The following is a 12676-nucleotide window of genomic DNA, read 5'->3' as shown; positions in this document are numbered from 1 at the left end:
TCGGCCGTTATGGATTCCCCGTTCATCTTCGACGTCTCCGGTCTCGACGGAGGCCGTGAGCGTCAGACCCGCACCGCACCCGCCCCCGAACGCATCGGCGTGGCGATGATCGCCGTGCCCCAGGGCGCCGAGGTCACCGTCGACGCCGACCTGACCGACCTGGGCACCGGCGTGCAGGTCCTCGCCGACGTCACCGCGCCGCTCGAGGGCCAGTGCTCGCGCTGCCTGCGCGAGCTGCACCGCGAGGGCGACTTCCACGTCGAGCAGTTCTTCGCCTACGACGCCGACGTCTTCACCGAGTCCGGCGACGCCCCCGAGGACGGAGAGGACGACGAGGACGACCTCCCGCCGCTCGTCGTTGAGGAGCGCGTCGACCTGACCCAGGCCGTCACCGACGAGATCGGCCTCAACCTGCCCTTCAGCCCCGTCTGCGAGGACGGCTGCGAGGACTCGGACTCCGAGGTCCCCGCGCCCGACGGCATCGCCGGCGAGTACCAGGGCACCGACCCGCGCTGGTCCGGGCTGGAGAAGTTCCTGTGAGCCGGCGCCGCAGCCAGCGGCCCACCGGCGTCGAGGCGCTCGAGGCCGCCTACGCGGCCGTCGACCACACCCCGCTGCTCGAGGCACTGGGCGTCGAGGTCGACGACGAGCACCTGCGCCTGGCACTGACCCACCGCTCCTTCGCCAACGAGAACGGCACGCTGCCGAACAACGAGCGCCTCGAGTTTCTCGGCGACGCCGTGCTCGGTCTGTCCGTGGCCGGCGAGCTCTACGAGCGCTACCCCTCGCGCCCCGAGTCAGACATCTCCAAGATGCGCGCCTCGATCGTCTCGCGCTACGGCTGCGCGGACATCGCCCGCGAGATCGACCTGGGCAGCCACATCCTGCTGGGCAAGGGCGAGCAGTCCACCGAGGGCCGCACCAAGGAGTCCATCCTGGCCGACACCACCGAGGCCGTCCTCGGTGCCGTCTACCGCCAGCACGGCTTCGAGACCGCCCGGAAGGTGGTGCTGCGCCTCTTCGGCGAGAAGATCGCCACCGCCACCGCCCAGGGCCACCACCAGGACTGGAAGACCGCGCTGCAGGAACGCCTCGCCGAGCTCAAGCTCGAGATGCCCGTCTACGCCGCCGAGTCGACCGGCCCCGAGCACGACCTGACCTTCACCGCCACCGCCAGCGTGCGCGGCGTGGAGCTCGGCCGCGGCGTGGGCCACAACAAGAAGCTCGCGGAGCAGGAGGCGGCCCACCGGGCCTGGACGGCGCTGCGCGAGCGCGCCACCGTCCTGGCCCTGCACATGGGCGAGGATGCCTGAGCTGCCCGAGGTCGAGGTCGTCCGGCGCGGCCTCGCCGAACACCTCACCGGGCGCACGATTGACGACGTCGCGGTGCGCTACCCACGGGCGGTACGTCGCTGCGCCGAGCCACGCGACGTCGCCGATCGTCTCGACGGCGCGCGCGTGCGCGCCGTGGAACGCCGCGGGAAGTTCCTCTGGCTCGACCTGGACGGGGCCGTCGACGACTGCCTGCTGGTCCACCTCGGCATGAGCGGGCAGATGCTCATCAAACCCGCCGGCACCGGCGCGGAGGACCCCAACTTCACGCACCTGCGCATCCGGGCGCGTATCGGCGGGCCGGAGGAGCGCGAGCTGTGGTTCGTCGACCAGCGCACCTTCGGCTACTGGTGGCCGTGCGCGCTCACCCTCGGCAGGGCCGGGCGCGCGGTGCCCGAACCCGTGGCGCACATCGCCGCCGACCTGCTCGAGGACTCCTTCGACGCGCCGGCCGTGGCCGCGCTGCTGAAGACGAAGCGCACCGAGATCAAGCGCCTGCTGCTCAACCAGGAGATCCTGAGCGGCATCGGCAACATCTACGCCGACGAGATGCTCTTCGCCGCCCGCATCCACCCGCGCCAGCGCGCCGACCGGGTCGCCCTGCCCCGGCTGATCGAGCTGCTCGCCTGCGGGCGCGCCGTCATGGAGCGCGCCCTCGGGCAGGGCGGGACCTCGTTCGACTCGCTCTACGTCAACGTCAACGGCCGCAGCGGCTACTTCTCCCGCTCGCTGAACGTCTACGGCAGGGCCGGCGAGCCCTGCCGGCGCTGCGGCACGCCGGTGATCCGGGAGACCTTCATGAACCGATCCAGTCACCTCTGCCCGACCTGTCAGCGGAGACACTGAGCTCGACGGATTACGATTCTGGTTCATGGAATCTCTCGTCAACGCCGTACAGGCGTTCAACGACAAGTTCTGGTACCTGGTGATGTTCCTGCTCATCGGGTCGGGCCTTGTCTACTGCTGGCGCACCGTCGTCGTGCAGATCCGCTACGTGCCGGACATGCTCAAGGCCGTCACCGAGTCCCCCTCGGAGATCTCCGAGGGGCAGAAGGGCATCTCCGCCTTCAAGGCCTTCACCATCTCCGCGGCCTCGCGCGTGGGCACCGGTAACGTCGCCGGCGTGGCCATCGCCGTGGCCACCGGCGGGCCGGGCGCGGTGTTCTGGATGTGGCTGCTGGCCATCGTCGGCGGCGCGACCTCGTTCATCGAGTCGACCGTCGCCCAGGTCTTCAAGGAGCGCGACGCCGCCTCCTACCGCGGCGGCCCGGCCTACTACATGACCAAGGCCCTGCACTGGCGCCCGCTGGCGGTCGTCTTCGCCGTGGTCATCTGCGTGACCTACGGCTTCGTCTTCAACGCCGTGCAGTCGAACTCCATCACCGAGGCCATCGGCCAGTCCGCCGGCAACGACTCGACGGGCCTCAAGGTCGGCGTCGGCCTCGTGCTCGCCGCGGCCACCGGAATCGTCATCTTCGGCGGCGTGCAGCGCATCGCCACCGTCACCCAGACGATCGTGCCGGTCATGGCCGTCGCCTACATCATCGTCGCCTTCATCGTCATCGGCCTGAACATCGGCGAGATCCCCGGCATGATCGAGGACATCGTGCTCAGCGCCTTCGGCATCCGCGAGTTCGCCGGCGCCACCCTCGGCGCGGTGATCCAGCAGGGCATCCGCCGCGGCCTGTTCTCCAACGAGGCCGGCATGGGCTCGGTGCCCAACGCCGCCGCGACCGCGAGCGTGTCCCACCCGGTCAAGCAGGGCCTGATCCAGACCCTCGGCGTCTACTTCGACACCCTGGTCGTCTGCTCGGCCACCGCCTTCATCATCCTGCTGGCCGCCCCGGACCTCAACAGCGAGGAGGGCGGCATGCAGCTGACCCAGGCCGCGCTCTCCGACTCCGTCGGTGGCTGGGGCATCCACTTCCTGACCGTGCTGATCATCTTCCTGGCCTTCTCCTCGGTGGTGGGCAACTACTACTACGGCGAGTCCAACATCGGCTACATGGTCGGGCGCACCAACTCCACGACCCTGCAGGTCTTCCGCGCGCTCGTCGTCCTCTGCGTCTTCGGCGGCGCCATCGGCTCGGTGCCGCTGGTCTGGTCGCTGGCCGACGTCTTCTCCGGCCTGATGGCCACCATCAACCTCGTCGCCCTCTTCCCGCTGGCCGGCGTGGCCGTGGCCCTGCTGCGCCACTACGCCGTGCAGCGCCGCGCCGGGCTCAACCCGGTCTTCCGCCGCGAGGACCTGCCGCGCGACACCCTCGGCTGGGAGGAGATGGGCACCTGGGACGGCTCCGACCCGATCACCGAGCGCTCCGCCGAGTACGAGTCCCTCGACTACGGCTGGAAGACCGCCGGGGAGACGGAGGCGGGCCGATGAGTGCGACGCGCCTGACCGCCTTCGTCCACGGCCACGTCCAGGGCGTGGGCTTCCGCTGGTGGACCCGCTCCCGGGCCCTCGAGCTGGGCCTGGCCGGCTCCGCGAGCAACCTCGTCGACGGGCGCGTCTGCGTCGTCGCCGAGGGGGAGCGGGACACCTGCGAGCGCCTGCTCGAGCTGCTGCGCGAGGAGCCGACGACGACCGGCCGGCCCGGTTCCGTCGAGCTCGTCGTCGAACAGTGGGGCGAGCCGAAGGGCGCCGAGGGCTTCCGCGAGCGCTGACCGGCACCGCCGCGCGCGGCCCGGCTACCATCTGCTGACCATGGGACGCCATCACCACCGCCCGACGGCGAGCCGTACCGCCCACGCCGCAGACGCGGGCGTCGACAAGCACGCAGAAACCCCCGCCCGCCCGCACGGGCACGCCCACGCTCACGGGCACTCCGGGCCCCCGGACTCCCGCCCGCTGCGCGAGCGGCTCGACCCGCGCACCACGGCCTGGACCCCGTCGCGGGTCGTGCTGGCCGTGGTCCTCTTCCTCGGCGCCGTGGCCACCGCCGTCGCGCTCGTGGTCCAGTGGCCCTCCGGCGAGGCGCCCACGCCCGCCGGCGACTTCTCCGAGGCCTCCCCGCTGGGCGTGGAGACCCAGGACGGCACCGTCGCCGAGAGCCTGACCGCGGCGTGCACCACGCAGGCGATCGGTACCGTCCTCGACGTCATCCCCGCCGGCATCGACCAGGTGCCGGCCGGCCAGGAGTCGTGCCACGTCGTCGCCGTGGACATCCACTCCGGCCCCGACTCCGGCCGCCGCACGCTGCTGACCGACGCCGCCGCCAGCGGCGCGGAGGGCGCGGCGCACCTGCAGAGCGGCGACGAGGTCCGCCTGGCCGTGCACACGGGCGCCGACGGCACGCGCACCTACGGCTTCCAGGACTTCCACCGCACCGGCGCCTTCTGGTTCTGGCTGCTGCTCGCCCTCGCCGGCATCGCCGTCGTCGGCGCCTGGCGCGGCGTGCGCGCCGTGCTCGGCCTGGCCGTCACCCTCGGCGTGATCGGGGTCTTCCTCCTGCCGGCGCTCGCCCGCGGCGAGTCCCCGGTGCCCGCGGCGATCACCGCCTGCGCGGCCGTGCTCTACCTGGTGCTCTTCCTCGTCCACGGGGCGAACTGGAAGACCGCCTCCGCCCTCGGCGGGACGCTCACGGCGATGCTGCTCGGCGTCGGCGTCGCCCAGCTGGCCATCGGCACCAACCGGCTGCGGGGGCTCGGCGACGAGAACAACCTGCAGGTGCTGCTCTACCTGCCCGGCATCGAGATCACCGGGCTCTTGACCGCCGGGTTCATCCTGGGCACCCTCGGCGTGCTCAACGACGTCACCGTCGCCCAGTCCGCCACCATCGCCGAGCTGCGCGAGCTCGATCCGGGCGCCTCGCGCTGGCAGCTGTTCACCCGCGCCCTGCGCGTCGGCCGCGACCACCTGGCCAGCACCGTCTACACCCTCGTGCTCTCCTACGCCGGCGCCGCGTTGCCGCTGCTGGTGCTCCTCGGGGTGTCCGGGCGCGGGCTGGCGGAGATCCTGACCTCCGACACGATGGCCACCGAGGTGATGCGCTCGGTGACCGGCTCGCTCGCGCTCGTCGCCGCGGTGCCGCTGACCACCCTGATCGCCGCCTGGACCGTCGGGGCGCCCCGGCCCGCCCGCGCGGCCCGCTGAGCCTGCGTAGGGCCCCGGTCCGGCTGCTATCCTGGGAACACCATGCACCTGAAATCGCTGACCCTGAAGGGCTTCAAGTCCTTCGCGTCGGCGACCACACTCAAACTCGAGCCGGGCATCTGCGCGGTGGTCGGCCCCAATGGCTCGGGCAAGTCCAACGTGGTCGACGCCCTGGCCTGGGTGATGGGCGAGCAGGGCGCGAAGACCCTGCGCGGGTCCTCCATGCAGGACGTCATCTTCGCCGGCGCCGGCGACCGCGGGCCGCTCGGGCGCGCCGAGGTCACCCTGACCATCGACAACCACGACGGCCGGCTGCCCATCGAGTACTCCGAGGTCTCCGTGACCCGCCGCATGTTCCGCGACGGCGCCAGCGAGTACGAGATCAACGGCTCGCGCGCCCGCCTGATGGACGTGCGCGAGCTGCTCAGCGACACCGGCATCGGCCGCGAGATGCACATCATCGTCGGCCAGGGCAAGCTCGCCGAGATCCTCGACTCGCGCCCCGAGGAGCGCCGCGCCTACATCGAGGAGGCCGCCGGCGTGCTCAAGCACCGGCGCCGCAAGGAGAAGGCCCAGCGCAAGCTCGAGAACATGCAGGGCAACCTCGACCGCCTGCGGGACCTGACCGACGAGCTCTCCCGCCAGCTCGGGCCCCTGGCCCGCCAGGCCGAGGCCGCCAAGCGCGCCGCGACCGTCCAGGCCACCGTCCGGGAGGCCCGCCTGGCCCTGGCCGGCCACGAGGTCACCCGCGTGCGCGCGGCCCTCGAGAGCGCCGAGGCCGCCCACGAGCGCACGCGGCTGGCCGCCGCCGAGTCCGAGGAGCAGCTGGCCGAGGCCGCTGCCGCCCGCGAGACCGCGGAGGCCGCCGTCGCCGAGGCGGAACCGGCCGCCGAGGCCGCCCAGCAGCTCTGGTTCCGCCTGTCCACCCTGGCCGAGCGCGTCTCGGCGACCCTGCGCGTGGCCGAGGAGCGCGCCCGCGCCGGCGGCGGCGAGGACTACCACGGCGAGGACCCCGACGAGATCCTCGCCCGCGCCGAGGCCGCCGACCAGAAGAGCAGGGCCGCCGAGGCCGAGGCCGCCACCGCCGAGGCCCGCCTGGAGGCCGTGCGCGAGGAACTCGACGCCGCCGAGGAGGCCTACCGCGACGCCGAGGAGGAGCACCTGGCCCAGGTGCGCGCCGTGGCCGACCGCCGCGAGGGAGTGGTGCGCCTGCTGGCCGCCGAGGAGTCCCTGGCCGCCCGCGTCGGGGAGCTCGACGCCGAGATCACCCGCGCCGAGGAGCGCGAGGCCGCCGCCAAGGAGCGCGCCGGGGCCTCCGCCGCGGAACTGGCGACCGCCGACGCCGCCGTGGCCGAGGCCGGTGGCGCCCGCGAGCCGCTGCAGGCCGCCGCCGAGAACGCCGCCGCCGAGCGGGAGTCCGCCGAGAAGCGCCTCGAGCAGCTGCGCGAGACCCAGCGCGAGCGCTCCGGCGCGGTCTACGCGCTGCGCTCGCGCATCGAGACCCTGCGCGACTCCGAGACCGGCGCCGACGCCGCCGACAGCCTCGACGGATTCAGCCCCCTGGCGGGCCTGATCACGCCCGAGCCCGGCACCGAGACCGCCGTGGCCGCCGCCCTGGGCGACCACGCCGAGGCCCTGGCCGGACATGTCGGGGAGAACACGTACTCGTCGTTTTCCGACGGCGCCCTGGCGCGCACCACGCTCATCGACACCGACCGCGCGGGTGGCACCTGGCGCATGGACGCCGACCTGCCCAAGGAGGCCACCTGGCTGCTCGACCACATTGAGCTGGCGGAGGGCGCCCGGGCGGCGGTGACCCGCCTGCTTGCCGACGTCGTGCTGGTCGCCGACGCGCGTGCGGCGCGCGGCGTCGTCGACTCGGACCCGCGCCTGCGCGCGGTGACACCGGCCGGCGAGCTCTTCGGCGAGGGCTGGGCCCGCCTGGGCCGCGAGCGGCCCGGCGCCGTCGAGGTCGCCGGCCAGATCGCCCGGGCCGAGGAGGAGCTCGCCGCCGCCGAGGCCAGCCTCGAGGAGCTCGCGGGCACGCTCGAGGGTGCGCGCCAGGCCGCCGAGGAGGCCGGCGTGGACGCCGCCGCCGCGACCGCCGAGCTGCGCGACCACGACGCCGCGGCCCGCTCGGCGGCCCGCGAGGCGGAGAACCTGAGGAAACGCGCCGCCGCCGACGCCCGGGCCGCCGAGACCGCCCGCGGCCAGGCCGAGACCGCGCGCACCCGCCGAGACGAGGCCCGTAAGGAACTCGAGACGACCCGCGACCGCCTGGCGCGCGCCGAGGACGACGAGGCCCCCGAGGAGCCGTCGACGGCCGCGCGCGACGAGGCGGCCGCCGTGCTCGAGCAGGTCCGCGCCATGGAGGTCGAGGCCCGCCTCGCGCTGCGCTCCGCACAGGACCGCGCCGGCCAGGTCGCCGGGCGCGGCGACCAGCTGCGCCGCCAGGCCGAGGCCGAGAAGGCCGCCCGTGCCCGCCACGAGCGCGCCGTCGCCGCGCGCCGGGCCCGCCGCGAGCTGGCCGCCGCCGTCGCCGAGTCCGCGGGGGAACTGGCCGAGCGGGTGGCCGCCGCCACCGGCCGGGCCGCGGCGGACCGTGACGCCGCAGCCGAGCGGCGCACCCTGGCCCAGGCGCACCAGAACGAGGCGCGCCGGGCCGAGCAGTCCGCCCGCAGCGAGCGCGACCGGCGCTCCCAGGCCGCCCACGAGGCCGAGATCAAGCTCAGCCAGGCCCAGGTGCGCGCCGACGAGACCGAGCACACCACCGTCGAGCGCCTCGGCGTGCCGGTGGCCGACCTGCTCGCCGAGCACACCCCGGGCGAGGACTTCGATCTCGCCGCCGAGCGCAAGCGGCTCAAGCAGGCCGAGAAGGACCTCGGCGCCCTGGGCAAGGTCAACCCGCTGGCGCTCGAGGAGTACAAGGCCCTCGAGGAGCGCCACAGCTTCCTGGCTACCCAGCTCGCCGACGTCGAGGAGGCCCGCGACGACCTGCGCGGGGTCATCGAGGACGTCGACGCACGCATCCTGCAGCTGTTCACCGACGCCTGGCACGACGTGGAGAAGGAGTTCCCGCGGGTCTTCGCCACCCTCTTCCCGGGCGGCGAGGGCCGGCTGGTGCTCACCGACCCGGAGGACATGCTGGGCACCGGCATCGAGCTGGAGGCCCGCCCGCCGGGCAAGAAGGTGCGCAAGCTCTCGCTGCTCTCCGGCGGCGAGAAGTCGCTGACCGCGCTGGCGATGCTCGTGGCGATCTTCCGGGCCCGGCCGAGCCCCTTCTACGTCCTCGACGAGGTCGAGGCCGCCCTCGACGACGTCAACCTGCGCCGCCTGATCAACCTGCTCGTCGAGCTGCGCGCGGACTCCCAGCTGATCGTGATCACCCACCAGAAGGCCACGATGGACGTGGCCAACGTGCTCTACGGGGTGACCATGCGCGGCGACGGCGTCACGCGCGTGATCAGCCAGCGCATGCAGCCCGCCGGCTGGACCGGCCCGGAGGGACCCGGCGCCGCAGAGCCCGGCGCCGCCGCGGCGGGGGAGACCGCCCCGGGTGCCCGGCCCCAGGCACCGAACTAGGCTCGTGAGGCATGCCCCGCGGCCCCGTCCGGGCCGCCGCCACAACTGAACGAGAACAACCGCAGACACCACAGACAAGGAGCCCGTATTCCATGAGCGCCGGCCGCCCCGCCGAGGCCACCCCCTTCGCAGATCCCACCGACACCCTGCTGGGCTGGGCGTCCCGCAGCGAGCTGACCTTCGGTGAGGCGATGGCCGCCCACCCGTGGTTCCCCGCGGCCGGCTACACCGACGACCAGCTCGAGCGCACCGAGCGCCTCTACGGCATCTTCCTGGCCCGCCAGGTCGCCGCGGGCGCCGGGCTGTCCGACCTGCTCGCCGTCACCCCCGCCCTGGCGTGCGCGACGCTCATCGCGCGGGCCGGCCGCCTGCACGAGCCCGACGCCCTGGCCGGGGAGTACCTCGCCGGCCTCGGCCTCGAGGGCACCGGGGAGCAGGAGAGCCTCATCGCCGAGTTCGCCGACGGCCTTCCCTCCCGCGTCGGCCTCGAGGCACCCGAGGCCGCCACCCCGACCGAGGTGCTCGCCCTGCACGCCGGGGTCAGCGCCGCCGAGGTGCCCGGCCTGCTCGAGGTCCTCGACGCCGCCTCGCCGGCCGCGGACGCCGACGCGGAGGCCCTGGTCGCGGACCTGGCCGGGCGTGCCGAGGACCTGCCGCTGACCGCCGCCGTCATGCGGACCGCGCCCGAGCGCGGCCGCGAACTCGTCGCCGGCATCGAGGCCGTGCGCGCCTTCAGCTTGGCGCACCCGACCTCCTGGCTCGACCGCGACCGCTCCGGGCTCGAGCCCGCCCTGCCGCGCCGCGTGGAGCTGGCCGTCGTCGCCGAGCTGCGCGAGCGTCCCGTCGGCACGCCCGAGCGCGCCACGGCCGTCGGCGTCGCCCCGCGCGAGCTGCGCCCGCGCCTGATTTTCGACGCCGTGCGCGACCGCGTCTGCCTGCGCCTGCCGGAGCAGCGCGTGGCCGCCGCACCGGGCGCCGACGACGCCGAGCCGCAGGTGACCTGGCGGGTCACCCAGGGCGGCACCACCCGCGTCTTCCGCACCCAGCGCCCCTGGGGCGAGGAGGTCTACGCCGAGGCCCTCGACGTCGCCGTCGAGCAGCCGGTGCGCGAGGTCACCGTCGCCGACACCACCAACGGCATCACCTGGGTCGTCGACGTGGTCGACGGCGAGGACCCCGCCCTGATCTTCGCGTCCAACGGCCAGGACCTCTCGGACAAGGCCTCGCTGCACCACTCCCGGATGACGGTGCTGGTGCCCGCCGACGCCCGCCTGGTCGACGTCGTCACCGGCGAGGACCTGCCCGTGACGGACTCCGGCGAGATCCAGGGCTGGGCCGGTTGGGAGCACCGCGTCATCGACGCCTCCCAGGCCGCCAGCCTGCAGGTCGTGCGCGCCGGCAAGGAGCCCAGCGCCATGCTGCCGCTGCGCTCGGTCGACCCGCGCCAGCGCGTGCGCTTCGTCCACCCCGCCGAGCCCGTCGCGGGCCTGCGCACCCACAACCGCCTGCCGGTCAACCCGGCCGGGCTGATCGCCGAGTTCCCGCCGACGCTCTCGGGCCGCGACGAGATCTGGCAGCTGTCCATCTCGGCCTACGCCGGCGTCGGCGAGCCCGCCGAGGAGATCGCCGAGCCCGAGCCGCTCGAGGTGCCGGCCGAGGGCGGCGAGTTCGCCGTCTTCGACCCCGAGGCCTACGACTCGCCGTGGGTCGGCGAGTACCTGGTGCGCCTGAAGGGCCCGCGCAACGAGTCCTTCCGCCACCGCTACGCCGTGGTCGAGGGCCTGGGCCTCACCGGCGAGGTCGAGGGCGAGACCGCCGTGCGTATCCCCGCCGGCGCCGGGCTGTCGGTGGTGCACGGGCGCATCACCTGCGGCGAGAAGGAGTTCACCGCCGAGCCCGCCGAGCCGGTCGTCCCGGCCACCGAGGCCGGCTGCGAGATCGTCTTCGCCACCGCCGACGGCGACCGCCTGCCGCTGATCTGGGCGCCCGAGGCGCTGCGCTTCGAGCTGGCCCTGACCACCGAGCCGCCGCAGTGGCGCACCAGCCGCATCTGGCTGAACTCCCGCGAGCTCGACCCCGCCGGCAGCCTGCGCGTGCGTGCCGGACGGGGCCTGAAGGACGTCAAGGTCACCGTGCGCAACCGGCACGGCTCGCCGGTGCGCACCGAGACTCTCGGGCTCGAGGACCCGGTGACCTACTCGACCGCCACGGCCGGCATCGCGCACGCGGTGGCCGTCATGCCCGAGGGCCGCATCGACCTGGAGTGGACCGATCCGGCCGCGGGCCGGCGCGTCTCGGTGGCGCTCGCCCGGGTCAGCTCCGTGCCGCACGCCACCTCGGTCACCGTCGAGGACGGCGAGCTCGTCTTCGCCGACCTGGCCGCCGACCGGGACCTGGCCGCCTGGGTGTGGCCGGCGACCGCCCCGTGGGCCCCGGCGCGCACCGTCGGAAATCTCGCGGAGCGCACCGCACTGCCGGAGGGCATCGTCGGCGCCGGCGAGCTGACCGTGCAGCTGCACTCGGCCGACCCGTTCTCCGCGCTGCGCGCGCCCGAGCGCCCGGCCGCCGGTGCGCTCACCGCCGAGCAGGACGGCTACCTGACCGACCAGTCGGAGGCCCTGACCGCGCTGTCGGCGTTCTTCTCCGGGGCCACCGAGGAGCCGCCGGCCGGCGGCGAGGTGCTGCCGGTGATCTGGGACCACTTCGGCGCCACCCCGCGCGAGCGGGAGGTCGCCCGCAGCGTCTTCCAGGCCGAGCCGGCCCGCGCGCTGCTGGCGCTGTCGGCCTCGCTGGTGCCCGCGCACCTGCAGCCCGGCCGGATGATCTCCTCGGGCCTGGTCACCCTGCCGATGACCGGCGGCGAGGAGGTCTCGGAGCCGGGCCGGCACCGCTCCGCGTGGATCTCGACGATGCTCACCCTCGGCGAGCTCTCCGAGGCCATCGGCGAGGGGGCGGCCGGCCAGGACGCCGTGCGTGGGCTGCTGTCCCGCCTCGAGGAGCTGGCCGGCCACCGCCTGGTGGAGACCGTGCTGACCGGCCGCGACGCCACACTGGACACCGCGGTGATCGACAGCTCGACGGTGCGCATCAGCCACATGGACCCCGCGCAGCAGGAGCAGCTGATCAAGATGTTCTTCGCCAGCGCGGACATCGTGCCCGGCCCGGCGATGGACGACGGCCAGCGGCTCATGGCGGTCTTCGAGACGTTCCGCCGCCGTGAGGAGCTCACCGAGATCGTCGCCAGCGAGGGCCTGATCAAGCCGGCCGTCTCGCTGCTGCGTGCGGTGCGCGGCGCCAACCGCGGGCTGTACTCGGCCGCGCGCGTGCGCTTCGACAAGATCGACGGAGTCAACACCGAGGACCGAGGCAACGCCTGGGCCCTGGCCCCGGTGGTCTCACTGGTCTTCGCGCTGGCCGCTCGCCTGCACGCCCACGAGATGCTGGGCAAGTCGGCGAAGCTGGACCAGGCCGCCGAGGGCTGGGCGCAGCTCGCCGACGTCGTGCCGGACCTCGTCACCGGCGACCTGATGTCCGCCGAGGCGATGGTCATCGCGGCGAAGGCGGCGCGGGCGGCCCGCTGATCGGGGCGCCGGGGCGGGGCACGCGCCCCGTCCCGGTCACCGGAGGGGACTCACGGTGCGGGGCGGGGGCCTCGTGCTGCGCGGGGGC

General features: G+C 74.3%; 8 protein-coding genes. All 8 read left to right on the top strand.

The window, feature by feature from the left end; genetic code table 11:
- Positions 1-9: 9 nt before the first annotated feature.
- The 8 genes from CFRA_RS07520 (at position 10) to CFRA_RS07485 (ending at position 12588) form a co-directional block, all read left to right on the top strand.
- Complete coding sequence (locus CFRA_RS07520) at positions 10-540, top strand: YceD family protein (RefSeq protein WP_075664136.1); 531 nt, start codon at positions 10-12, stop codon at positions 538-540.
- Entirely contained in the window at positions 537-1313 is a 777-nt protein-coding gene (gene rnc, locus CFRA_RS07515; RefSeq protein WP_075664135.1) for a ribonuclease III, read from the top strand. The genes CFRA_RS07520 and rnc overlap by 4 nt, the downstream gene beginning before the upstream one ends.
- Complete coding sequence (mutM, locus tag CFRA_RS07510) at positions 1306-2178, top strand: bifunctional DNA-formamidopyrimidine glycosylase/DNA-(apurinic or apyrimidinic site) lyase (RefSeq protein WP_075664134.1); 873 nt, start codon at positions 1306-1308, stop codon at positions 2176-2178. Before rnc ends, mutM begins: the two co-directional genes overlap by 8 nt.
- 25 nt (positions 2179-2203) lie before the next feature.
- A complete protein-coding gene (locus CFRA_RS07505; protein ID WP_075664133.1) occupies positions 2204-3715 on the top strand; it encodes an alanine/glycine:cation symporter family protein in 1512 nt (503 codons plus the stop codon).
- A complete protein-coding gene (locus tag CFRA_RS07500) occupies positions 3712-3996 on the top strand; it encodes an acylphosphatase (protein WP_075664132.1) in 285 nt (94 codons plus the stop codon). Before CFRA_RS07505 ends, CFRA_RS07500 begins: the two co-directional genes overlap by 4 nt.
- A 40-nt stretch (positions 3997-4036) precedes the next feature.
- Complete coding sequence (locus tag CFRA_RS07495) at positions 4037-5425, top strand: YibE/F family protein (protein WP_075664131.1); 1389 nt, start codon at positions 4037-4039, stop codon at positions 5423-5425.
- Between the two features lie 42 nt (positions 5426-5467).
- Positions 5468-9007 (top strand): chromosome segregation protein SMC, encoded by a 3540-nt coding sequence (gene smc, locus CFRA_RS07490; protein WP_075664130.1) that lies wholly within the window; start codon positions 5468-5470, stop codon positions 9005-9007.
- Between the two features lie 92 nt (positions 9008-9099).
- The gene (locus CFRA_RS07485) at positions 9100-12588 is read left to right on the top strand and encodes a hypothetical protein (protein WP_075664129.1); all 3489 of its coding nucleotides are present in this window, start codon (positions 9100-9102) and stop codon (positions 12586-12588) included.
- Positions 12589-12676 lie beyond the last annotated feature (88 nt).

The sequence above is a fragment of the Corynebacterium frankenforstense DSM 45800 genome (assembly GCF_001941485.1).
Taxonomy (GTDB): domain Bacteria; phylum Actinomycetota; class Actinomycetes; order Mycobacteriales; family Mycobacteriaceae; genus Corynebacterium; species Corynebacterium frankenforstense.
The sequence above is the reverse complement of the archived record's forward strand: the minus strand, read 5'-3'. Positions and strand labels throughout refer to the sequence as shown.

Excerpts from the sequence above, each read along its gene's own strand:
- CFRA_RS07495 (WP_075664131.1), top strand. The coding sequence starts at position 4,037 with ATGGGACGCCATCACCACCGCCCGACGGCGAGCCGTACCGCCCACGCC.
- CFRA_RS07500 (WP_075664132.1), top strand. The coding sequence starts at position 3,712 with ATGAGTGCGACGCGCCTGACCGCCTTCGTCCACGGCCACGTCCAGGGC.
- CFRA_RS07505 (WP_075664133.1), top strand. The coding sequence starts at position 2,204 with ATGGAATCTCTCGTCAACGCCGTACAGGCGTTCAACGACAAGTTCTGG.
- CFRA_RS07520 (WP_075664136.1), top strand. The coding sequence starts at position 10 with ATGGATTCCCCGTTCATCTTCGACGTCTCCGGTCTCGACGGAGGCCGT.
- mutM (WP_075664134.1), top strand. The coding sequence starts at position 1,306 with ATGCCTGAGCTGCCCGAGGTCGAGGTCGTCCGGCGCGGCCTCGCCGAA.
- smc (WP_075664130.1), top strand. The coding sequence starts at position 5,468 with ATGCACCTGAAATCGCTGACCCTGAAGGGCTTCAAGTCCTTCGCGTCG.
- CFRA_RS07485 (WP_075664129.1), top strand. The coding sequence starts at position 9,100 with ATGAGCGCCGGCCGCCCCGCCGAGGCCACCCCCTTCGCAGATCCCACC.